The 23538-nt window shown below is 31.0% G+C and carries 23 protein-coding genes and 3 tRNA genes; 10 read left to right on the forward strand and 16 right to left on the reverse strand.

Annotated elements, in window-relative coordinates; all coding sequences use genetic code 11:
- Positions 1 to 33: 33 nt before the first annotated feature.
- The 6 genes from QM746_RS02795 to QM746_RS02820 all read right to left on the reverse strand — a co-directional run bounded on the left by QM746_RS02795 (position 34) and on the right by QM746_RS02820 (position 4339).
- On the reverse strand, positions 34 to 825 hold the full coding sequence (locus QM746_RS02795; protein WP_414982824.1) for an HNH endonuclease: 792 nt from the start codon (positions 823 to 825) through the stop codon (positions 34 to 36).
- Complete coding sequence (locus QM746_RS02800; RefSeq protein ID WP_414982825.1) at positions 812 to 2260, reverse strand: AAA family ATPase; 1449 nt, start codon at positions 2258 to 2260, stop codon at positions 812 to 814. Before QM746_RS02800 ends, QM746_RS02795 begins: the two co-directional genes overlap by 14 nt.
- Positions 2261 to 2460: 200 nt before the next feature.
- Positions 2461 to 3528 carry a hypothetical protein gene (locus tag QM746_RS02805; RefSeq protein ID WP_414982826.1) on the reverse strand — a complete coding sequence of 356 codons (1068 nt, stop codon included), beginning with the start codon at positions 3526 to 3528 and terminating at the stop codon, positions 2461 to 2463.
- 556 nt (positions 3529 to 4084) lie between these two features.
- A tRNA-Leu gene (locus QM746_RS02810) sits at positions 4085 to 4168 on the reverse strand.
- Between the two features lie 11 nt (positions 4169 to 4179).
- Positions 4180 to 4252 (reverse strand) — tRNA-Gly (locus QM746_RS02815).
- 5 nt (positions 4253 to 4257) lie between these two features.
- Positions 4258 to 4339: transfer RNA gene (locus tag QM746_RS02820), tRNA-Leu, on the reverse strand.
- A gap of 163 nt (positions 4340 to 4502) precedes the next feature.
- Here QM746_RS02820 and QM746_RS02825 point away from each other — a divergent pair.
- The 8 genes from QM746_RS02825 to QM746_RS02860 all read left to right on the forward strand — a co-directional run bounded on the left by QM746_RS02825 (position 4503) and on the right by QM746_RS02860 (position 10941).
- Complete coding sequence (locus QM746_RS02825; RefSeq protein WP_414982827.1) at positions 4503 to 4883, forward strand: DUF3127 domain-containing protein; 381 nt, start codon at positions 4503 to 4505, stop codon at positions 4881 to 4883.
- A gap of 74 nt (positions 4884 to 4957) precedes the next feature.
- Entirely contained in the window at positions 4958 to 5602 is a 645-nt protein-coding gene (gene aat / locus QM746_RS02830) for a leucyl/phenylalanyl-tRNA--protein transferase (RefSeq protein WP_414982828.1), read from the forward strand.
- 21 nt (positions 5603 to 5623) lie between these two features.
- Positions 5624 to 6499 carry a DMT family transporter gene (locus tag QM746_RS02835; RefSeq protein WP_414982829.1) on the forward strand — a complete coding sequence of 292 codons (876 nt, stop codon included), beginning with the start codon at positions 5624 to 5626 and terminating at the stop codon, positions 6497 to 6499.
- Between the two features lie 176 nt (positions 6500 to 6675).
- Positions 6676 to 7329, forward strand: a complete 654-nt coding sequence (locus QM746_RS02840) for a CBS domain-containing protein (RefSeq protein ID WP_414982830.1) — start codon at positions 6676 to 6678, stop codon at positions 7327 to 7329.
- Between the two features lie 33 nt (positions 7330 to 7362).
- Positions 7363 to 8229 (forward strand): NAD kinase, encoded by an 867-nt coding sequence (locus QM746_RS02845; protein WP_374363609.1) that lies wholly within the window; start codon positions 7363 to 7365, stop codon positions 8227 to 8229.
- Positions 8230 to 8301: 72 nt separating this feature from the next.
- Complete coding sequence (gene fbaA / locus QM746_RS02850) at positions 8302 to 9372, forward strand: class II fructose-bisphosphate aldolase (protein ID WP_414982831.1); 1071 nt, start codon at positions 8302 to 8304, stop codon at positions 9370 to 9372.
- A gap of 68 nt (positions 9373 to 9440) precedes the next feature.
- Positions 9441 to 10292 carry an acetyl-CoA carboxylase, carboxyltransferase subunit beta gene (gene accD / locus QM746_RS02855; RefSeq protein WP_374363606.1) on the forward strand — a complete coding sequence of 284 codons (852 nt, stop codon included), beginning with the start codon at positions 9441 to 9443 and terminating at the stop codon, positions 10290 to 10292.
- Positions 10293 to 10401: 109 nt separating this feature from the next.
- Positions 10402 to 10941, forward strand: a complete 540-nt coding sequence (locus QM746_RS02860) for a DUF6973 domain-containing protein (RefSeq protein WP_414982832.1) — start codon at positions 10402 to 10404, stop codon at positions 10939 to 10941.
- A gap of 18 nt (positions 10942 to 10959) precedes the next feature.
- Here the strand turns inward: QM746_RS02860 and QM746_RS02865 are convergent, their stop codons facing one another.
- The 8 genes from QM746_RS02865 to QM746_RS02900 form a co-directional block, all read right to left on the reverse strand.
- Complete coding sequence (locus QM746_RS02865; RefSeq protein WP_414982833.1) at positions 10960 to 12036, reverse strand: mannose-1-phosphate guanylyltransferase; 1077 nt, start codon at positions 12034 to 12036, stop codon at positions 10960 to 10962.
- Between the two features lie 4 nt (positions 12037 to 12040).
- Positions 12041 to 12622: a SprT-like domain-containing protein gene (locus QM746_RS02870; protein ID WP_414982834.1), complete on the reverse strand. Its 582-nt coding sequence runs from the start codon at positions 12620 to 12622 to the stop codon at positions 12041 to 12043.
- A 100-nt stretch (positions 12623 to 12722) separates the two neighbouring features.
- On the reverse strand, positions 12723 to 14042 hold the full coding sequence (locus tag QM746_RS02875; protein ID WP_414982835.1) for a TolC family protein: 1320 nt from the start codon (positions 14040 to 14042) through the stop codon (positions 12723 to 12725).
- 47 nt (positions 14043 to 14089) lie between these two features.
- The gene (locus QM746_RS02880; RefSeq protein ID WP_414982836.1) at positions 14090 to 16273 is read right to left on the reverse strand and encodes a peptidase domain-containing ABC transporter; all 2184 of its coding nucleotides are present in this window, start codon (positions 16271 to 16273) and stop codon (positions 14090 to 14092) included.
- 98 nt (positions 16274 to 16371) lie between these two features.
- Positions 16372 to 17451 (reverse strand): HlyD family secretion protein, encoded by a 1080-nt coding sequence (locus QM746_RS02885; protein ID WP_414982837.1) that lies wholly within the window; start codon positions 17449 to 17451, stop codon positions 16372 to 16374.
- A 233-nt stretch (positions 17452 to 17684) separates the two neighbouring features.
- Positions 17685 to 18131: a type II CAAX prenyl endopeptidase Rce1 family protein gene (locus QM746_RS02890; protein ID WP_414982838.1), complete on the reverse strand. Its 447-nt coding sequence runs from the start codon at positions 18129 to 18131 to the stop codon at positions 17685 to 17687.
- A gap of 63 nt (positions 18132 to 18194) precedes the next feature.
- Positions 18195 to 18341, reverse strand: coding sequence for a hypothetical protein (locus tag QM746_RS02895; RefSeq protein ID WP_414982839.1), 147 nt, complete (start codon positions 18339 to 18341; stop codon positions 18195 to 18197).
- A gap of 20 nt (positions 18342 to 18361) precedes the next feature.
- A complete protein-coding gene (locus QM746_RS02900; RefSeq protein WP_414982840.1) occupies positions 18362 to 18532 on the reverse strand; it encodes a hypothetical protein in 171 nt (56 codons plus the stop codon).
- Between the two features lie 285 nt (positions 18533 to 18817).
- Here QM746_RS02900 and QM746_RS02905 point away from each other — a divergent pair, with 285 nt between their 5' ends.
- Together QM746_RS02905 and QM746_RS02910 are read left to right on the forward strand one after the other, a co-directional pair.
- Positions 18818 to 19147 carry a helix-turn-helix domain-containing protein gene (locus QM746_RS02905; RefSeq protein ID WP_414982841.1) on the forward strand — a complete coding sequence of 110 codons (330 nt, stop codon included), beginning with the start codon at positions 18818 to 18820 and terminating at the stop codon, positions 19145 to 19147.
- A gap of 363 nt (positions 19148 to 19510) precedes the next feature.
- Positions 19511 to 20218: a DUF6261 family protein gene (locus QM746_RS02910; RefSeq protein ID WP_414982842.1), complete on the forward strand. Its 708-nt coding sequence runs from the start codon at positions 19511 to 19513 to the stop codon at positions 20216 to 20218.
- A 120-nt stretch (positions 20219 to 20338) separates the two neighbouring features.
- On the opposite strand, the gene QM746_RS02915 is transcribed toward QM746_RS02910, so the two are convergent.
- Together QM746_RS02915 and QM746_RS02920 are read right to left on the reverse strand one after the other, a co-directional pair.
- A complete protein-coding gene (locus QM746_RS02915) occupies positions 20339 to 21946 on the reverse strand; it encodes an NADP-dependent glyceraldehyde-3-phosphate dehydrogenase (protein ID WP_414982843.1) in 1608 nt (535 codons plus the stop codon).
- Positions 21947 to 22117: 171 nt separating this feature from the next.
- The gene (locus QM746_RS02920; protein ID WP_414982844.1) at positions 22118 to 23518 is read right to left on the reverse strand and encodes a nucleoside recognition domain-containing protein; all 1401 of its coding nucleotides are present in this window, start codon (positions 23516 to 23518) and stop codon (positions 22118 to 22120) included.
- Positions 23519 to 23538: the final 20 nt, after the last annotated feature.

Consider the following 23538-nt stretch of genomic DNA (forward strand, 5'->3'; position numbering starts at 1 on the left):
TTTTTATTTTTATTTTTTTATAGATAGAATATGTTAACTGCAGTACTTTTTTACATATTCAATTTCTTTTAGTTTTTTAATAAGAATACTTTTCCAAAAATTACTACCATAGAAAGTTGAAGTCTCTAGATAATTTCTATCAATTTCTTCTTCAGCATATTTCTCTCCATAAGATTCGTATAAAGCTTTAATTCTTAAAATATATTGTATACCTTTTTTATTATATCTGCTGGTTAATTTCAATGCACTTATATGATTATCAATTAGTGTCCCATTGAAGTTACTTTTAACTCGATAGTTTAGAATTGGAGTCTTATTTTTTAGTTTAATATCTAATTCCAAATATTCTTCCAAGGGTAGAATATCATAAGTTAAATGCAAATAATCAACATTTTCTCCGGGTATTTTTTGACCCTTGATTTTATTACATTTACCACATATTGGAATTAAATTTTTAAAAAGTATTGAATATTCTGGAAAATGTTCTTTAGGGAGAAAGTGGTCTATTTCTTCATATTCACCAATTCCGCAATAAAGACATCTAGAATCGTGTTTAGGATTTAGATTATCAATTATTGATTGAATTACTTTTTTTGCTGATACTGTTTTAGAATTGTAAAGAGAAAGTAAACTTTTTTTTTCGTTAATATCATAATTACAAACTTTAATTCGTTTATTATTCTCTATTTCTGAGAAATTATTATAAGATTTAAGTATAGCTGATTTAAGAAGATTTAAGTAATCTTTTATTGGTTTGTTTTTTTCATTTATAATATTATTTAAATCATCAGTTTCGATTCTTACAATTTGTTTAAAATTTATCATTTAATATATTTTCTAAATTAAATCTTACTCCAGGAGATTGTATTTCTGATAGTTCATTAATTAAATCTGTATTGTCGGCAGAATCATTTTCACTATTTTTTTTATCTATGCTTACTATTTTTTTTATTTTTTCTATATAAAAAAGATTGTTCTCACTAAAACCAAAAATCTCTTCAGTTAATCGAGAAAAATGCTGACCAAATGTTTCGATATTTAAATTTGACAAATTACGAATACCATGAGTTGATGTAATTTTAAATACGTTACGATTAGGAATGTTTTGTATAAAAATAGGAGAGTGAGTAGATATTATCGAGAATGAATCAAACTCAGTTAAAATATAATCTAAGCATTTAAATAATGTATTTTGTCCATTAGGATGGAGATGATTTTCAGGTTCATCAAAAAGCAACAATGAATTTTCTGTTATACTAGCTATGATTTGTGTGAAAGATAAAGTCATTATTTTTTGCCCAGAACTCAATTCCTTGAATGACTTTATAATATCAGCATTGTTGAAATAATTATTTCTTTGGTTTAAAAATAATATATCAATACAATTGTTCCAAAATATTATTCTATCCTCTTTAATTATTTTTTTGTAGTTTTTTTCGAATAAACTATTTATTTCAGATTGGTTTAATAAGTCATCTTTGCCACGTATACCACAATAAGAATAGCTAAATGTTCTTTCAGAAAGGCTAGGTCTATAGAAATCATCAAATGTACTATACGAAATGGCGATAATTTTACTAAATGCTGGTCTAGGAGAAAGTCTAGCATTAGATTTTTTTACTCCACTTAATACAATAGCGAGATTAGCCATTAATGTTGTCTTTCCTACACCATTTCTACCAATTATTCCTATGTTCCTATAGATTCCTCCTAATTCTCTTGAAAACAATAATCTAAATTGACCAAAAGGGGTGGTGCTTTTCTCATTTTCAATATAATGAAATGAAAAATTACTTTTATCTAATTCATTGTTTAGTATTTTGTAACCTTCTAAATATGCTTTTTCCGCATCACTAAATCTACGTAAGGAATTTACAACACCACTTAGTTCACCATAATTACTTCTAATAATTTCGTTGTAATTTAAATCATTTAGAGCATTTAATAATTCTTTACCAAAATCTAGTTCGTTAATTATTTTATATGCATTAATCTCTTGCCATAGTGAGCAATATTCTTCATCTAATGAAGAGAATTTTTCTTTTAATATTGTGCTTTTTGTTCCTCTTTGATAAATTTTCAATTCTCCTACATATACTCTATTTTTTTCTCTATCATATATTGCAGCTTTAAATGTTGTCTCCTGTCCATAGTCATTCCAATTATCTTTTTCTAAGATTACACATGGGTATTTTATCCCTTTTGGCTTAGAAGGAATAAATCTTCTCCATTTAGAGTTGTTATCACAATAAAAGTTCATGTAGTATTGCAGTTAACGGGCCGCGTATTGGCGATAGTGGCGGATTAGAAAGCCGAGACTTTCAATTTTGCACTAAGCTAAGCAACAGCCTTTTATTATTTTCTAAATTTATGAAAAAAGGAAATATAAAAGGCTGTTGCGACAAAAAAAAGGAGGAACTTTCAATTTCTCCCTTAACCCGCCATTTCGCCAATACGATGTTAGCCGACGTTAGAATCTTTATTTCTCAATTGTATGATTTGTTCATTAATTTTAGTTTGCGTGTATATTTGATTCCAATTTATTTTTGTGAAGAAATACTCCATTGAAAAATTATTCTCAATTTTTTCAAAAAATAATTCAATCCATTCATAATAATCCCAACCACTATTTGATATTAAAGAATTTTTTTTGAATTCAACAGAAAAATTGACATTTATTTTTCTACAGCTTGTATCATTATAATTTTTATACCCCAAATAATAAAATTCAAAACCTCTAGGTAAAACAGTTGCAAAACCATAATAATCAACTTCAAAAAATAATTTAAATCTTTTTGTGTCTATAATTATTTTGTTACCGTTTCTTGAAACGATTGTGTTTTTTGGTAATACTAAATCAAACTCCTTAAACAATGAACCATCTTTGCCCATACTCATAACTATTTTTCCAATACTATCATCATCATTTTTCATATCTTTAATAAAAGAAGATCTTTGGTTCATTGGTTTTGAAAAAAGTTCAAGAAACCTATTTGTTAATAATATATCAGGAATATTATTACGAGAAAGTTCAATTAATTGATCTTTATTTAAATTTCTAGTATTAAAATAATCTGTAAGGTGTGTTGAAAGTTCGTCAATTAGGTAATATTCAGTAGCCTCAATTATTAAGGCATCTTTATCTTTTCTTGTTATAGATTTATTCATCCATATGTGTTCTAAGGCTTTATTTTCAGAAAATGCAGCTATAAAATTTGTGTTTAATTCTTCTAAATAATTATATCCATCACAATCTATTGGTAGTTTGTTTTTTCCATCTATTAGGATAAATCCTTCAAACGTTTTTTGAATTTTTGTTTTTGACACTAACTTAAAGATTAAATAAACCATGGCAGTGAAAATGAATAATAATCCTGCCATTATAAAAATCATATTTTTGTTTTGATGATTCAATATATCGTAGATTCCTGTTGATACAAAATTAATTCCAAGTGCAATTATTATCGCAACTATAAAAATTTCGAATATCACAGTTCGATTTTCTAAAAAATCATTTATAAACTTCATATTAATACAGTGGTTTTCTAATGTTGGCTAACGACTCGGCGGCTTTGCGAAGTTTTCACAGGAAGCAAGGCTTCCATGAGAAAATTTTGCAAAAGCACATTATAGGGTTTAATCCGATAACTATTGCTGCAAAATTTAATTGTTTATAGATTTTGAGTTTCCGTTTATTTGTTTTATACAAATGTAATAAAATCAACATATTATAAAATAAAGTTTTCAGTTTTTTTTTCAAAAATTAATGTGCATTAAAGAATGTCAAAATTTTCTTTTATTAAGATTCTGTCAAAAGAATAAGAAATTTTAAAGTAACTATTGATATAATTAAGATGGGATTTATTTAATAACTTGTATCGTTATTTTAGAGATAGACATAACAACTTTTCCAATATTTCGTAAATAACCAATAATTATTTTTGATGTTAGAAAAATAGATGCTCTTGCTGTGTCGTTATAAGATTATGGTTCTATAAAATAGTAAAGAATTAAGGCGTTCCCCTTTTTGTTCCCCCTTTGAAATAAAAAACGCTGAAAATCAGATGATTAACAGCGTTTTTTGTACCCCAGACGGGACTTGAACCCGTACGTCCTTGCGGACACAGGATTTTAAGTCCTGCGTGTCTACCAGTTCCACCACCAGGGCGAGTGAACTAGAGCGAAAAACGGGATTCGAACCCGCGACCCCAACCTTGGCAAGGTTGTGCTCTACCAGCTGAGCTATTTTCGCATCTGTGCGGATGAAGGGACTCGAACCCCCACGCCTCACGGCACCAGATCCTAAGTCTGGCGTGGCTACCAATTACACCACATCCGCTTTTAATAAAGAACTCTGTTCGTTTTTTGTGAGTGCAAATATAGAGACTTTTTTTTAATTGTCATAATTTATTTTCATTTTTTTTATTTTTTTGAAAAATTATTTCTAAAATTTAAAATTGTTATTTGTTTTTATTACTTTTACAACCTCAAGAATTAAGTATATGGAACTACAAGGAACGGTAAAAAAAGTATTTGAAACTCAGACATTTGCAAGCGGTTTTCAGAAGAGAGAAATGATTCTTCTTACGCAAGAACAGTACCCGCAGCCAATAAGTATCGAATTTCTTTCGGATAAAATAAATTTATTAGATAATCTTCACGAAGGAGAAAATATTAAGGTTGGTATTAATATTAGAGGTAGAGAATGGACTAATCCTCAAGGAGAAGTGAAATATTTTAACTCTATTACAGGGTGGAGAGTAGAAAAGGGTACAGATAGCCCAAGTGAACCTGTACATGCAACTCCGGCGGCTCAGCCTGTAGCTGCGGCGTCTAACGAAAATCCTTTTGCTGATGAAGAGGATGACGATTTGCCTTTCTAATTTGAATAAATCAATAGAAAAATAATTTTGAAATCCTGCTTTCTATAAGGCGGGATTTCATTTTTGCTTGTAATATGGTAATTCTAGACGAAAATGAAATTTCTTTTCCAGACCCACATTTGTATCATTCAAAAGATGGATTAATTGCAATTGGTGGTGATTTGTCTGTAGAAAGAATTTGGTTTGCTTATCAATTGGGGATTTTTCCTTGGTTTAATCCAGAGGAAGAAATTCTTTGGTGGTCTCCAGACCCTAGGTTTGTTCTTTTTCCTGATGAGTTGAAGATTTCTAAATCTATGAAAAAGATAATCAGAGATGAGAAATTCAGAATTACAGAAAACGTCTGTTTTGAAGAAGTGATGAAATGTTGTGGCGAAATTCCTAGAAAAGACCAAGACGGTACTTGGATTACATACGAAATGCTGAAAGCTTATACTACTTTACACCGATATGGAAAGGCAAGGAGTGTAGAAGTTTGGCTTGGGGAAGAATTGGTTGGAGGTTTGTATGGAGTTGATATGGGAAACGTTTTTTGTGGCGAAAGTATGTTTGCTAAGGTGAGTAATGCAAGTAAAGCGGGTTTTATTTGGTTTGTAGAAAAATATAAAAATAAATTTAACATAATTGATTGTCAGGTTCATACAGAACACTTGGAAAGTTTGGGAGCACGAAGTATTCCTAAGGAAGATTTTTTAAATTTTTTGAAAACTGAGAGTTAAATTTTCAATACAACACAAGAAATGAATAAAGAAAAAGAAAAATGGATTATTTTGGCGGTGCTTTCGTTAATTTGGGGCTCTTCATTTATATTGATAAAGAAATCGTTAGAACATTTTTCTCCGTATCAAGTTGGAGCGCTTAGAGTTCTTATTTCTGGAATTTTATTATCGCCAATCGCTATTTTAAATTGGAAAAATTTTCCTATAAAACAATTGAAATGGCTTTTAATAGCAGCTTTTGCTGGGAATTTTATTCCTATGTTTTTATTTCCGATTGCTGAGACTAAAGTAAGTAGTAGCATTGCGGGAATTATGAATTCTATGATGCCAATTTTTACAATTATAGTAGGCGTTTTTTTCTGGGGAACGAAAACAACCTCGAAACAAATTTTAGGCATTCTTATTAGTTTCTTCGGGGTTGTTGTATTGTTGTTTTCTGGTGAAGACAGCTCTGATATGCCTCTTTTTTATGTTGGTTTACTGCTTTTTGCGGCTTTTTTATATGCAGTAAGTGTTACTACTGTGGGCGCAAAGCTTACACATATTCCGGCAAAAATGATGTCTTCGTTTGTGTTTTTCTATGTTTTGTTTTTGCCTTCGTTGTTCAGTTTATATTTTTCAGATTTTTTTAAAGTATTTAGTTTTACAAAAGAAAATATGATTGGAATGGGCTTTGTAGCAACGCTTTCGGTTTTAGGAACTGGTCTTGCAATGATGCTTCAATATAGATTAATGAGTATTTCTAATCCTCTTTTTGCTTCTACCGTTACATTGTTGATGCCGATAGTTGCTGTAATTTGGGGTGTGATAGATGGCGAAAGCTTTACCGTGCTTCAGGCTTTTGGTGCGCTGATAATTTTTGCTGGATTAATTTTTCTGAGAAAGAAAAAAGCTTAAAAAAAGAAAACTGCAAAACTCATTTGAGCTGTGCAGTTTGAAATAAATCTAATAAAAAGTAAAAATGAAAGGCGACAAAGGTAGAGATATTTTTTAATTCTTTGCAAGAAAAAATGCAAAATTTGTATGATTTTCGTCATTTTTTTGTTTTCATCAGAATTGAGTACCTTTGCAACATGTTAATTCAAGAATATATTTCTAAGGATTTCCCTGCATTTGAAATAAATGCAAAAGTAGAAGACGTACTCCAAATAGCCGAAGCCTTTGGATTTACGCATGTTTTCGTAAGAAAGCAAGATGTTTTTTTAGGTGGAATTTGTAAAGAATTTTTAGAGGAAAACCCTGAGAAAAGACTTGAAGACCTTCAGATGCATTTAGAAAGATTTGCGGTTTTAGAAGAAAGTACTATTTTAGATTGCATCAAACTTTTTTATACATTTAATGCAAATGTAATTCCTGTTCTTAGTCGTACCGAAGCTTATTTGGGCTATGTGGCTTATGATGATGTTTTTGGAGAATTGTCTAAGTATCCACTGTTTTCGGAGCGAGGAGCTGTTCTAACGGTAGAAACAAGTCTTAAGTCTTATTCTATGACCGAAATAGCTAAAATTGTAGAAAGCAATAATTCTAAATTTTATGGAGCTTTCATTAGTTTTTCAAATGATGAAATAGTGCAAGTTACCATGAAAATAAGCAACGAAAATCTTAGTTCTATAGACGAAACTTTCGATAGATACGGTTATCACGTAGTACGAAAATTTTATAACGACGAAAAAGAAGATTTGATAAAAGACAGATATCAATATTTTCAAAAATATTTAGAATTTTAATGTATTTTTGATTAAATAAAAAATAAAATTATTTTGAAAGCTGCCATATATTCCCAGAAAAAAGACCTAGATACTTTTCTTTATCTTAGTAAGTTTATTTCGGAGCTTACCAATAAGGGAGTAAAGCCTGTAATATATGAGCAACTGCATAAGAATTTAGAATTTCCAAAAGAATTTTCAACTTTTAAAGAAAAAGCAGATTTAGAATCTGGCAATGTAGATTTTTTCTTCAGTTTCGGAGGAGATGGTACAATTCTTAATGCCTTGCAGTTTATTCAAGAATTAGAAATTCCTGTAATTGGAGTTAATACTGGTAGATTGGGTTTTCTGGCAAGTTTTTCTAAAGAAGAAATTTTTGATCATATTGACGAAATTATCAATAAGGATATGAATTTTAGTAGAAGAAGTGTTTTGAAAGTAGCCTCTTCGGGAACACCTTTTTCTCTTCCTTATGCTCTTAACGATGTTTGTGTTTCTAGAAATGAAACCACTTCTATGATTACTATAGAAACTCATATCAACGAGCAATTTCTTACCTATTATTGGGGAGACGGACTTATAGTTTCTACGCCAACAGGTTCTACGGCGTATTCTTTAAGTTGTGGAGGCCCAATAATCTCTCCTGGAAACGGAATTTTAGCACTTACGCCTATAGCTCCACACAATTTGAATGTAAGACCAATTGTTTTAAGAGACGATATTGAAATTACCTTGAAAGTAGAAAGCAGAGTTCCTCAATATACCGTTTCTCTGGATTCTAGATTGTATCACATGAATACAGGAGACATTATTACCATTAAAAAAGCACCATTTCAATTGATATTAATGCACCCAAAAGACCTAAGTTTTTTTGGTACGTTAAGGCAAAAATTGCTTTGGGGCAAAGACAAAAGAAATTAGTATTTAAAGCATAAATTCATTAACTTTACAAACTATAATTTAACTGATTATCAACAATAAAATAAAAGCAAGATGAGTAGAATTTTCCCGGCAGGAGTTGCCACAGGTTCTTTAGTTTCAGAAATTTTTGCACACGCAAAAGAGAATAAATATGCGCTTCCAGCAGTAAACGTTATTGGTTCTAGTAACATAAACGCAACTATGGAAACAGCAGTAAAACTTAACGCTCCTGTTATCATTCAGTTTTCTAATGGAGGTGCCGCTTTTAACGGAGGTAAGAGCCTTAGCTCAGAAAACCAAAAATCAGCAATTTTAGGAGGTATCGCAGGTGCGAAACATATCCATACTTTAGCAGAGGCTTATGGAGCTACAGTTATTCTTCATACAGACCACTGTGCTAAAAAACTTTTACCTTGGGTAGATGGTCTTTTAGATGCAAGCGAAGAGCATTACAAAGCTTATGGTAAATCTCTTTTCTCTTCTCACATGTTAGATTTATCTGAAGAACCAATTGAAGAAAACTTAGATATTTCTACTAAATATTTCGAAAGAATGGCTAAAATGGGCATGACTTTAGAAATTGAATTAGGAGTAACAGGTGGTGAAGAAGATGGTGTAGATAACTCTGATGTAGATTCTTCAAAATTATACACTCAGCCAGATGAAGTAGCTTATGCTTACGAAAGATTAAAAGCTATTTCTCCTGAATTTACAATTGCTGCAGCTTTTGGTAACGTACACGGTGTTTACAAACCAGGAAACGTAAAATTAACTCCGAAAATCTTAGACAATTCTCAGAAATATGTACAAGAAAAATTCGGAACAGCAGAAAAGCCAGTAAACTTTGTATTCCACGGTGGTTCTGGTTCTACTTTAGAAGAAATTAGAGAAGCTATTTCTTATGGTGTTATCAAAATGAATATCGATACAGACCTTCAATTTGCTTATGCAGAAGGTATTAGAGATTATATGGTAAACAATTTAGAATATTTAAGAGCTCAAATTGGTAACCCAGAAGGAGCTGATAAACCAAACAAAAAATTCTACGATCCAAGAGTTTGGGTAAGAAAAGGAGAGGAAACTTTTGTAAAAAGATTAACTCAAGCTTTCGAAGATTTAAATAATATTGATACTTTGAAATAATTTAAATTTGAGGTTTCGAAATTTATTCTTAGTTTCGAAGCCTCAATTTTAATTCAAAAATATATACAATGGCTTTCGATTGGTTTAAAAGAAGTAAAAAAAACATCACTACCTCTACCGAAGAGAAAAAAGATGTACCAAAAGGACTTTGGCATCAGACACCATCTGGAAAAATAGTAGAGCACGAAGAGCTTAAAAGAAATAACTATGTTTCTCCAGAAGATGGTTTCCATGTAAGAATAGGAAGTGCCGAATTCTTTAATATTCTCTTTGATGATGGTAAATTTACAGAGCTAGATGCTAAAGTAGAAAGTGTGGATATGCTAAAATTTGTAGATTCTAAAGCGTATTCAGACCGTCTAAAAGAAGTAAAAAGCAAAACCAAATTGAAAGATTCTATCAGAAATGCTAAAGGTACTGTAAACGGAGTAGAAATGGTGGTTTCTTGTATGGATTTTGCATTTATTGGCGGTTCTCTTGGCTCTGTAATGGGCGAAAAAATAAGACGTGCAATAGATTATTGTATGAAGCACGAACTTCCTTACATGATTATTTGTCAGTCTGGAGGTGCCAGAATGCAAGAAGCAGCTTACTCTCTAATGCAATTGGCAAAAGTTCAATCTAAATTGGCTCAACTTTCTGATAAAAAATTACCATATATTGCATATCTATGCGACCCTACTTTTGGAGGAATTACGGCATCTTTTGCAATGACAGCAGATATTATTATGGCAGAACCAGGAGCACTAATTGGCTTCGCGGGACCTAGAGTAATTCGTGAGACTATTGGTAAAGATTTGCCAGAAGGTTTCCAAACTTCAGAATTTCTTCAAGAAAAAGGATTTGTAGATTTTATCGTAAAAAGAACCGAAATTAAAGAAACGGTTTCTAATACTTTAAAACTATTGATGAATAAATAAATTCTTGAAAAACAACTTAATATTAAAGAATCGTAAAATCTGAATTGATTTTACGATTTTTATTTGATGACAGAAGAAACATTTTAGAAAAAACAACTACCTATTAATAGTGAAAAAACTTTTTACCATTATCAGAATTATATTTTTAAATTTAAAAAGATTAAGTTTTATAAGTCTTTTTAAGTTATTTTATGCAGTTTTTTCTCATCCTTTATTCTCTGTTCAAACACTTTGGGCTACTGCCAAAACGTATGCTATTTCAGAGAAGCTTTTCCCAGTTACGCACAGTACGGATGGTGAAGGAAATGCTTTTAGACATGCTTTGTGGAATTGCTTAATTATGATGTATTGCTGCAAAATTTCTTCTCCTAATAAATCTCTTATTTGGACAGAAAAAATAACCAATTTGCACGAAGAATTATTCCCAAATGAAGAATTACAAACAAAAATGGATCTTCATAATAACGAAATTGGAAGGCAATATTTTATGAAATTGTTACCCGGAATTCACCGTCAATTTTTTGAAACGAGTTTTTTCGTTGATAAATTATTAGAATTAACCAAAAATATTAAAACTTTAGAAAATTTGAATCAAAATCTTGGTTTTGAATTGGTGAAATTAGAAGAAAAAAGAGAAACTTTAGGATAAGTTTCTCTTTCTTTTTTATTACATGTATTTTTCTCCTTTTTTGAAATTTTTGAGGTCTAATACATAGTTTTTTATAAGCTGGTCATTATCTCTAGGGCAAATAAGCAGGGCTTTTTCGGTATCTACCACAATATAATCTTCCAAACCATCAATAATGGCAGCTTTCCCTTTTTTTATTCTTACAACATTGTTTTTGGAGTTATAAGTAAGAACTGTTTTAGAATCTATAGAATTGTTATCTTCGTTTTTTTCTGAATTTTCATACACAGAAGTCCAAGTTCCTAAGTCGCTCCATCCTAAATCTGCTGGAATAACATATACGTTTTTAGCTTTTTCTAAAATTCCGTTATCGATGGATATTTTTTCTACTTTTGGATAAATAGTTTCTATACAAATAATTTCTCTATCCGAATTGTATTCGCAAGAAACAAATTCTTGTGTCATTTCGGGAAGATATTCTGCAAAAGCTTTCTGAATAGATTTTACATTCCATATAAAAATGCCTGCATTCCAAAGGAAATCTCCTGTCTCAATAAAGGATTTTGCGATTTCTAAATTAGGTTTTTCGGTAAAAGTTTTTACTTTATAAAAATCAGAATCTTGTTTTTCAGAAAATTGTATATAACCGTAGCCTGTATCTGGTCTTGTAGGAGTGATGCCAAGAGTGATTAGCACATCATTTTTACTTGCAAAATCAAAAGCTTGATTCACTTTTTCTAAAAAAGCATTTTCTTTTAAAATTAAATGGTCTGCAGGTAATACAATAACATTGGCATCAGGATTAAGGTCTGCAATTTTATTCACCATATAAATGTTACAAGCTGCAGTATTTTTCATCATAGGTTCGCCTACAATATTTTCTATAGGAAGTTCTGGTAATTGCTGGTGAGAAAGTTCTGCATATTCTGTATTGGTAATAACGAAGATGTTTTCAACAGGAACAGTTTGTTTTATTCTATCAAAAGTTTGTTGAATCATCGTTCTGCCAGTTCCAAGAATGTCGTGAAACTGTTTAGGGAATTTTTGGGTAGACATGGGCCAAAATCTACTTCCAATTCCTCCTGCCATTATTACACAATAATTGTTTTTATTCATATTTCTACAGTTTTTGAACTTTTGCAACAGATTTGAATAGATATTCTCTATTGCTCGAAAGATTTTTGCAAAGATAACGTTTTTTAATTTTTTCTTTAATGATATATGTCTCCTCTTTAAACATAAATTGGGTTCCAATTTCTAAATCTTCTACAAAACTGAGTCCTTCTTCATCTTTGTGAAAATATTTTACCAATTCTGGACTTGCCATAAAATTAGCTTTGGGAGATTTAGAAAATTTCTTAATGATTGGTTTTAGATCTTCTTTATAAACTTCAATACTTTCTATTAGCATTTCTCTAAAAGTAGATTTCCATTCTTCGCCGTGAGGAGAAATTTTTCTTCCATATTTTTCAAATGCCAATAAATGAGCTAATTCGTGGGTTAGTACAAAGAAAAATAATTGAGGTTCTAGAGTTCCGTTGATGGTAATTTGATGAGTTTTGTCTGGTAGTTTTCTGTAATCTCCTAATTTTGAATTTCTATTTTTAGTAATTTTTAAATGACAATGGTATTCGCTAAACCAAATTTTTAGGAAGGGAAGTGTGTTTTCGGGTAAAAAATTTTCTAAAATATTAATCGACATTATACTACAATAAACTTCATCACTACGAAAATAAAAAAATCTTCATTATAAAAAACGAAGATTTCATTATAATAGTGTTAAATGTTTAACAATAATTGATTTATAAGTTTTCAGTCAAAGGAATTCCGGCGTAGAAATTTAACAATTTCATGCTGAAAATATAATTGTATTTCGCTTGTGAAACCGTACTTTGGGCATTTACATAGTTGTTTCTGGCGTTGTTCAAATCATAAATGGTAGATCTGCCAGCTTCGTAACTTTTCTCTGCAAATTCTAGCGCTAGTTTTGTAGATTTTTCTGCTTCTACTGCAGCCATAAAGTTTTCGTAGTTTGCATTAGCATCAAAATAAGCTTTTTGTACATCTTGTCTTACCGATTGTTTTTGTTGGTCTAGCGTATTTTTAGCAATATTTTCAGAGATTTTAGCTTGTTCTACCTGTAATTTGGTAATTCCTTTATTAAAAATTGGAATATTTAAACTTAAACCTAAATTTTGTCCGAAATTGTCTTTGTATTGTCTTGAAAAAGTATTTTCTGAATCATTAAATAAATTTTGATAAGATGTAGATAAGCCAGCGCTTGCTAGTAACGAAGGATAAAAAGCAGTGTTAGCAATTTCAATTTGTTTTTGAGCAGAAAGAATTCTTGTTTCAGCAGCTTTTACTTGTGGTTGATTTTCGTATGCCGTATTTATAATATTATCAGTAGAGCTAAGTGGTGCAGCTAACATATTTGGCAAAGGTATTTCTTCTACTTCAAAGTTATTATAGTCTTTTAATTGTAAAAGCATTGCTAAATTGAAAATAGACCTTTCAATATCAATTTCAGCAGATTTTTGTTTTTGTTTTTCTCTTGCAAGGCTTGCTATAGCTTCAGCTTCTACCGTTTTAGCTGTTGTTCCTACTTCTGTAGTTGCTTTTGCTCTGTTTAATATTTTTTCAGCATTTGCAACAGCTTCGTCTGTAATTTTCTTTACTTCTTTGTTTAATAATACTTGTAGATAATATTGTGCTACTTGTACTGATATGTCATTTTTAGTCTTTTCGGTGTCTAGGAAAGAAGCATCTAAATCATACTGAGATTTTTGAACCGTTTTTTTTAGTCTTCCATTATTATAAATATCCATAGACACTCCTACAGATGCACTATTGGAGAAAGCATCAGTTCTTAGAGAGTTTCCTGCATTATCAGGAATTTGTCCGAAACGTACACTATTTCCAATATTTGCTGATGCACTTGGCAAGTAATTATTTTTAGCCATGGCTAAATTTTTACTTTGTATGTCTGCATTGTATTGGTTATTAATTACCTGAAGATTATTCTTCACGGCATAATCTACACACTCTCTAAGCGTCCATTTTTTTTGTGAAAAAGCTAGTGCAAACAATGCTAAAAATAAAATTGAAAAATATTTTTTCATTTCAAAAAAGTTTCTTAATTAGACGGCGAAAGAGGTTATTTGTTACATTAATGAAGTGAAATTATTTGCTTTTCCCACATAGATTTATAAACGGAATCATTAGAAAGTAAATCTCGATGAGCACCTTCTTCTATAATTTTCCCTTCTTTCATAACCAAAATTTTATCAGAATTAGCAATAGTGCTTAATCTATGAGCGATGACAATCATAGTTTTTCCTTGTGCTTTTAATTCATTTAGAGTTTTCTGAATAATCTGTTCTGCTTCAGTATCAAGAGAAGAAGTGGCTTCGTCTAAAATTAAAATTTCAGGGTTTTTGTATAAAGCTCTCGCAATAGCAATTCTTTGTTTTTGTCCACCAGAAAGTTGAGAACCATTTTCACCTAGATAGGTTTGAAAACCATTAGGAAGTTTTTCTATAAATTCTAAAATTCCTAAATTTTTGGTAATATCTATGATTCTTTGAATATCGGGAATATCTTCACCCAGAGCAATATTTTCAATCACATTGCCAGAAAACAAATCAATATGTTGTGGAACTACCGAAACTAAATTCCTCAGAGAATAATTTGAAATATAATTAATATCATAATCTCCAATCATTATTTTACCACTTTTGAGAGGATAGAGGTTTTGAATTAAAGAAGCTAAGGAGGTTTTACCACTTCCACTTTCCCCAACAATAGCGGTCGTTTTACCTTTTTCTATTTCACAATTAAATCCTTCAAAAACATCAACCCTACTTCCATAACTAAAAAACACATCTTTAAACTGAATATTTCCAATACTTTCTACGGTAAGTTCAATTTTTTCTGTGGTTTCTTCTCTTTCTAAATCCATTATTTCAAAAAGTCTGTCGGCAGCAATCAGTGCATTTTGTATGGTTTTATTCATTCCAATCAATTGAGAAACCGGACCAGTGAAATAACCAATCAAGGCATAGAAAGAAAGTAATTCTCCAGGTGTTATTTCTCTATCAATAACATATCCTGCACCTGCCCAAAGTAAAACAATCGTAAAAATTCTAGATAAAAATTCAGAAGAATTTCCAGAGAACAAGGCATTAATTACGGACTTGTAAATAGTTTTTAATAAATTAGAAAAACGATTATCGGTTTTATTATTGGCAAAGGTTTCTACACCAAATTGTTTAATGGTTCTAACGGAATTAAGAGATTCTACCAAATGACTTTCCAATTCTGCACTTTCTTCCATCAGTTTTCTTTCTACTTTTTTGTTGAGTTTATTCGTGATAAAATAAACCAACAGATAAAAAGGAATAACCAAAGCCGTAATTAATGCCAGTTTCCAATAGTAAGTAAACATTAAAGCAAACGAAAACAAGACAATGAAAATGTTTACAAAAATCTGAATAGAAACATCATTTATAAAAGTTCTAATTTTCACCGCGTCATTGACCCTGGAGATAATTTCACCGACTTTCATCGTGTCAAAAAAACGTTGTGGAAGTTTTAATAAATGTTTGTAATAACCCAATATCAAATGTTTATCCATTTTCTGTCCTGTCTGTAATACCAAAACAGATTTCATATATCCAATGAAAATTTGGAAAAGAAGAATCACAATCATTGCTATAGAAAGCAAATTTAATAGTCTTCTATTTCCATCAATTAGAACATAATCGGTTATTTTCTGAATATAAATAGAAGTAGATAAACCTAGAACGGTATAAACGACTGCGCCAATAAGCGCTTGCAATAAAATACTTTTATGAGGTTGAACCAAGTTCCAAAATCTACTGTATATACTTGTACTTTCGTCTTTTTGCTCAAAATATTCGTTCGGTTCTAGAAGGATAAGAGCACCTGTCCAAATTTTTGAAAATTCTTCTATGGTGTATTCTTCTATTTTTCCAAAAGCAGGATCCATTACTTCTATGGTTCCTCCTCCTTTGGAGGAGTTAGAGGAGGCTTTAACTTTATAGATAACTACAAAGTGATGCAATTGTTCTTTTACAACCACGTGTGCAATTGCAGGAAGCGGAATTTCTGGTAAAGCATCTGCTCCACCTTTTACACCTTTGGCATTAAAACCTAGAGCTTCAAGACCTTGCACCATCCCAAGAACATTAGTTCCTCTCTTATCAGTATGACAAATTTGTCGGATTTTTGCAATAGGAATTTTAAGTCCGTAGTGTGCCGAAACGGAAGCTAAACAAGCAGCTCCGCAGTCTCTTATATCGTGTTGTTTTATTAAGGTTTCTTTTTTCATTTGTTTATTTTAACACAGAGACATGGAGTTTTTCACAGAGTTCACAGATTTACAACACTGTTTCCGCTGTGTAATCTCTGTATCTCTGTGTTTTGAATTTACTTTAAATTAGGGTTAAACCAATCATCAACTCTATCAAACACCAACTGCCAAAGCGTTCTATCCAATAAATAAAATCTTGCAGTTAATGTCATTCCTTTTCCTATTTGCCCTTTGTAACCATTTTTTAGTTGTAGATAATTTTTATCCATTACACAACGCACTTTAAAGTAAGCTTCCCCTGTCTGTTGATTTACCGTAATATTTTGATCAATATCCATTACTTTTCCTTCTAGCAGTCCCCATTGGTTATAATTATAAGCATCTATCTGAAACTTTACTTTTTGGTTTTTCTTAATAAAGCCAATGTCTTTAGGAGATACCATACATTCTGTCACTTGGTTTTCTTCTGGAGAAATTTCCCCAATTTGTTGACCTTGTACAATAAAATTACCTTTTTGTACCCCAGAATAATTTACCAATCTTCCAGAAATAGGAGCGGTAATAATATAGTTTTTCTGCTCTTGACTAATGCGCGTAATTTCTGAACCTAGAGAACGGATTTGTCTTTCTGTATCCCGTTTTTGAGCTTGCCATTGTGCCAATTGTTGCTCTTTTATACTTGATATTTGTGTTTTTAGGTTTTGATAGTTGTAAAAGACTTTATCATAATCTGCTCTAGGTATTACACCTTGGTTATAGAGTAATAATGCTCTATCATAATCTTTTTTGGCAAGAGCTAACTGAGATTGTACTTGTGCTATCTTTTCTTGCATAGCAGATACTTCTCTTATGTATTGCCCTGTTTGCAAGCCTGTAAAATTACCACTAGATATTTTTTGCAAATCTGAAAGCTGTGTTTGGTAATCTGCACTTTGATTTGCTTGTAGATTTTTCTGGGTATCTAGTTGCTCTGCGGTTACTATTAGGAGTGTATCTCCCTTTTTTATATTTTGGTTATTCTTTTCTAGTTTTGTTTCTATAACTCTACCGCTTACTACTGCTGTAAGCTGTGTGTTTTCTTGCACAGAACGGATAACACCTCTTGAGGAGGAGGAGATAGGGATAAAAACGATAGGTAAGGTTACAAGAATTGCTATTACCAATGCTAAAATGGTAATATATATGGTTTTTTTCATTTTTTAGTTTGTCTCCAGTAAGAAAAGAGTAAAATAAATGCAATTGCAAACTGTCTAAAAAACTCTTGGTTTCTTGATATGGGAAATCCGAAAAAAACATAATGCTTATTGGATGTATAAAATAGAGTTAATAAACCATCTATTAAATAAATACAACCGAATACTAAGAATACATATTTAAATTTTGAGGAAGTCATTAGATTTAAGAGTAATTTTAATATTATTCATTTTATTTATTCTGTTATCAAAATGTACAAATTATGCAGAAAATGTACAACTGAAAGCAATAAAATAGGATATTTTGATATTTTCTTAAAATATAAAAACCCATATGCTAATAAAGCCCCAGGTAAAATCATTCCTATTTGATAGTAAATTGAGTATGAATGAAAAAGAGAAAAAGAAAAAGAGGAAACTACTATGTACGCAAAATTATAGAAGTTGCCCAAAAATGGATCAAATAATTTCATTAAGTAATATATCAATGCTTGATATAAAGCAGTTTCTACTAGTGGAGCTATAACAAGAACTAATAAAATTTTCTGTGTTTCATTAATAAATTTTGGTCCATTCAATTTATTTATTAATCCAAAATATTCAAAAATACCGCCTATGATATGATTTAAAATTATAGAAGCAATTGAAAATAAAAATATTGAAAAGATGATTTTTTTACTCATTTTTTTTATTTAAAATGACTTCTATAAATTTATAGAAGTCATTAACTTTATTGTCAAATTATGTTAGTGTCTTCCATAAAAGCTATCTTCACTTTTATTTCCGCCAATAGTATTTAAAAATTCAGTTACGTAGTACCCAATCCAAAATCCAATTTTTGTTCCCCCATTAATTGATTTTTGTTCTTTCTTATTAAGATTTCTAAGTTTCATTTTAATTTTGTTTTTTCAAGTTATTTAATTCCGTGTTCTTTTTTCCAAGCTGCATTGCCTTCTAATATACTATCAAATTCTGATAAAAGATAGCCAACAATTGTTTTAGTCCATAGAATAAGTCCTCCTTCTGTCTTTTTTAATTCTTGAGCATTTAACTCAACTAAATTCAAATTTTTTAAATTTTTCATTTTTTAATGATTTTTAAAATTAGTAAATATTTTAGTTTCACTAAAAACTTTTTGCGCATTAGTTTTTGTTGAGACAAAGAAGATAATAATAATTTAAGTAAGCAATGTTTTTATAAATCTTGCATAGGAAAAATTTATGTGCATAAAAATATTATTTATGTTGTTGTGCTACAATGTTTTATTTTTTAATTTAATAGGGGGGGGGTAGGAAATTTGTGCATATTTTTTTTATCTCTAGTTCAAATAGACGGTTTTTTATAAATTTACATAGAAAAACAAATATCCATGTATTATAAATTAATATCTATTAGAAAGACTAAAAAAATTACCCAAAAACAAATTGCAAATCTTATTGGTATGGAGCAAACTACTTATTCTAGAAAAGAAAGAGGTATATCTCCTATTACTATAGCAGAGTGGGAAAGAATTGCTAAAGCATTAGAAGTATCTGTAGAAAAAATTGTAGAGCCTAATAATAACAATACCCAATCCTTTTTTAATGAAAAAGCGCTTTCTCTTCAAAATGTAGTTTTAATAAAGAAATCTTATGAAAAAATTATTAAGGCAAAAGACGAACAGATTGCATTGCTAAAAGAAATGCTAGACAAAAAATAAAAGATGTACTTATACTAGACAACTACCCAAAACTCACTTTTTTTCAAATTTATAACATGCATAAGATTACTTTTCCTTTAGCGAAAGCAATTAGACCTTCAGTAAGTTTAGATGAGGCATAATTCTAATAGATTAAAGAAAATATAAAAGTAGTTTTGGTTTAGCGAAAGCAATTAAGCCTTCAGTAAGTTTAGATGAGGTACAATTCTAATAGATTAAAGAAAATATAAAAGTAGTTTTGGTTTAGCGAAAGCAATTAAGCCTTGAGTAAATTTAGATGAAGTTTAATTTTATTTTGATAAGCAAAAAACAAAAACAAAAATTAATTATCTTTACCCTAATAACTTAAAAAACATTAACCCCATGAAAATTACATTACAAAAACTAAGTACCAAAGATCTCGCTACACTAGCTCAACGTATCATTAGCTCTTCTAAAAATGGTAATTACACGGTAGTAGAAAATCATGAACTCCTTATTGCTTTAGAAGAAGAATATACACTTTATGATAAGGTATATGCTAAATTGGCTTTTAGTGGCAAAGGACAAACTGTAGCAGAGGCAGACCGAACAAGAGACCACCTTTTCTCTGGGATGAAAAAATTCTTGAAAGGTTATGAAGGTCTCCCCTCTTTAGATAATTACCAAATTGCTATGGATGTGCTTTCTATTTTTAAAACATACGGTCTAGAACTAGATAAGCTGAGCTACTCTTCCGAAACAGCTCAAATGAGAAAACTAATTGAGGAGCTAGATAAGCCCGAAATATTAAGCAAAATAACTGCATTAAATTTAATAACCATTTTTAATCAATTAAAAACAGCCCAAGCAGACTTTGAAGCCATCTATTCTGAACAGGCAGAAGCCAATGCAGAACTTAGGCAGTTGCCATCTGCCAGCACTATTAGAAAAAATTTAGAAAGTGCAATTAAGAATTATCTTGCATTATTAACAGCTATGAAAAACGTAGATAACTGGAAACTTATCTTTGCCGACATCAATGAAATTGTAAAGGCAGCTAAAAACAGTACACTTACGATTAAAGACAATAGCGAGCAAGAGCGTAAATAAAAAAAGTGTGGAGATTTAGACATCTCCACACTTTTAATAAAAAATCAGAATAAAATTACTTTTACTCTGATTTCAGTTTCTAATTGAATTAACAATGTCAGTCTGCGCGAAGGCAAAGACTTAAAATAAGAACTTCGTACTAAGGAAGCTAGACTCTTGTTCAGAAACAATATTGTTAAAAATATCTTTATTCAGTTCGCTTTCTTTGGTGGCTACCATTGTTCTGATAGAGAAAGAACGCAATGCATCTGGTACAGAAAGTGTTCCTTCGGCAGAATCTTTTCTTCCTGTGAAAGGGAAAACATCTGGTCCTCTTTGAGATTGTGTATTCACATTTACTCTAGATACCAAGTTTACAAAGCCATCAATCATTTTAGCAATTTCTTCATGGTTTTTGCTAAAGATACTTACTTGTTGCCCGAAATCACTTTGTATCATATAATCTACAGGTTCGTGTAAATCTTTGAACGGAACGATAGGTACCACAGGCCCAAACTGTTCGATATGATAGATTTTCATATTTTCGTTTACAGGATAAAGAACTGTAGGTGCAAAAAGATTTCCTACGGCATTTCCTCCAGATTTATTTACAATTTTTGCTCCGTAGTTTTCCGCATCTTTTATTAGACCATTTAAGAATTCTACTTTTCCATCTTCCGGAAGTGGAGTAATGGCAGGATTGTTCCATGGCATTCCTACTTGCAGAGCATCTACTTTATCACTAAATTTCTTAATAAATTCTTCGGCAATATCTTCGTGTACAAAAAGAATTTTAAGCGCAGTACATCTTTGTCCGTTGAAAGAAAGAGAACCGGCAACACATTCTTCTACCGTAAGGTCTAAATCTGCATCTTTTAAGATAATACCAGGGTTTTTAGCATCAAGCCCAAGTATAGAACGTAATCTGTTTACTTTTGGATGCGCTTTTTTCAGTTGGTCTGCCACTCTACTAGAAGCAATAAGGGTAAGAACGTTAATTTTACCAGTGTTCATCATTGGTTCTATTACTTCGGCGCCTTTTCCGTAGATGTAATTTACTACCCCTTTTGGGAAACTTTTTTGTAAAGCTTTGCTTAGTGCATAATGAAGAAGACAACCATATTTTGGTGGTTTAAAAAGCACTACATTCCCCATAATAAGCGCAGGAATAAGCAGTGTATAAGTTTCGTTGAGAGGATAATTAAACGGGCCAATACAAAGAGTAATCCCAAGTGGCGAACGACGAATTTGTCCAATAATTCCGCTTTCTATAGTAAATCTAGAACTTCTTCGGTCTAGTTCTTTCAAAGCATTAATGGTATCGTAGATATAAGCAATTGTTCTGTCGAATTCTTTTTCAGAATCTGCTCTGTTTTTACCAATTTCCCACATAAGAAGTTCTACTACTTCTTCGCGAAGACCAATCATTTCTTTAATAAAATGCTCCACGTGTTTTATTCTTTCTTCTACAGAAAGAGTAGGCCAATATCCGAACCCGTTGTCATAAGCTTTTTCGGCAGCATCTAGGCATTCCATGGCTTCATCTAGTCCCGCATTAGGAATTTTACCTAAATATACGTCTTCTAAATTTCCTTTATTATTAACTTTAATAGCAGAATATACTTTTTTGAAATCTCCGTTCCACTGCTTAAATTCGCCATCTACCAAATACTCAGTTTGCTCTACTACAGGATGGTTTAGCCATTCCGTACCCAGAAATAGCGAGATGTTTTCAGAAAAATGTTGCATACTTTTTATTTTTTGAACAATCAAAGGTAAAAAATTATCAATTAAGAATTTGTCAAAAAATAATTTAATTTCTATAGAAGAAATAAATAAACTTACTCCTCAAAAATTCAATTTAGAATAAAATTTTATTATTAATTCGTAAATCGAACGAAATCAGTTTTTTAGGATTCTTTAGCCGAAAAATAAGTAAGCCATTAGAATAGAAACGGTAATTCCTACCAAATCTGCCAAAAGCATTGCGCCAACAGTATAACGAGTATTTTTGATGCCAACAGCTCCGAAATATACTGCAATTACGTAGAATGTAGTGTCTGAACTTCCTTGTAAAATGCCAGAAAGTCTTGCAGGAAAAGAATCTGCCCCAAAAACATTCATGGTATCTACCATCATACCTCTTGCACCTGAGCCAGAAAGTGGTTTGATGAGTGCTGTAGGTAAACCATCAACAAATCTGGTGTCTAAATTGGCAACTTGCGCAAACCATTTCATTCCATCAATAATTACATCAAAAACTCCTGAAGTTCTCAACAGAGAAATTGCAATCAACATTCCTACTAAATATGGAATAATCTTTACACAAACGTTGAAACCTTCTTTTGCACCATCAATAAATGCGTCAAAAACATTTATTTTTTTGTAAACAGCTCCTAAAATAATTCCGAAGAAAATTAAGAGAATCATTCCGTTGCTTATCAACTTACTGGCATTGTCTAGTTCTTCTTTGTTGAGCTTTACCAAATACCAAACTAAAAGTGCAATAAAAACAGAAATTCCGCCAATAAAAGCCAAAAGTGTAGGTTGAAAAAGATTTATTTTTTGTTTGATGGAAACAATAATCATAGCAGCCATTGTTGCGCAAAAAGTAGCAATCATGGTAGGTAAGAAAATATCAGTTGGCGTTGCCGAATTCATAGAAGCTCTAATCGCAATAATAGAAACCGGAATTAGCGTAAGACCACTTGCATGAAGACACAGAAACATAATTTGTGCATTACTTGCTCTGTCTTTATCGGGATTTAATGATTGAAGACTTTCCATAGCTTTTAAACCAAATGGAGTTGCAGCGTTGTCTAATCCGAGTAAATTTGCGGCAAAATTGAGCGTCATGTGTCCAAAAGAAGGATGGTTTTTTGGTATTTCTGGGAATAATTTAGAGAAAAAAGGTTGAATAATTCTCGAAAGGAAATTGATGCCTCCAGCTTTTTCTGCGATGCTCATAAAACCCATAAAAAGCGTCATAATTCCAATTAAACCTAAAGAAATTTCAACCGCTGTTTTACTGGTAGAGATTACGCCATCTGCATTTTGAACTCTGTAAACAGTTACAGCATTGGTAGAATCTTTTTTATAATTGATTCTAGAAATTTCAGTTTCTGGTTTTTCAGCCAAAGATTTTTGGATTTCCGCGGATAATGTTTTTGCAGGAACCTTTGTAATTTGAACTGTATCACCGCTTTTCCCAACCACCAAATCGTTATAAATAGCTTTGTAATTGTCACTAAAGATATATTTAATACTTGCTACTACAATCGCCACGATAATAAACGCACTCCAAATTCTGCTTAAAACCATTTCCTTGAAAATTTTGATAA

Source organism: Cloacibacterium sp., from assembly GCF_047601505.1.
In the GTDB taxonomy this organism is placed as follows: Bacteria; Bacteroidota; Bacteroidia; order Flavobacteriales; family Weeksellaceae; genus Cloacibacterium.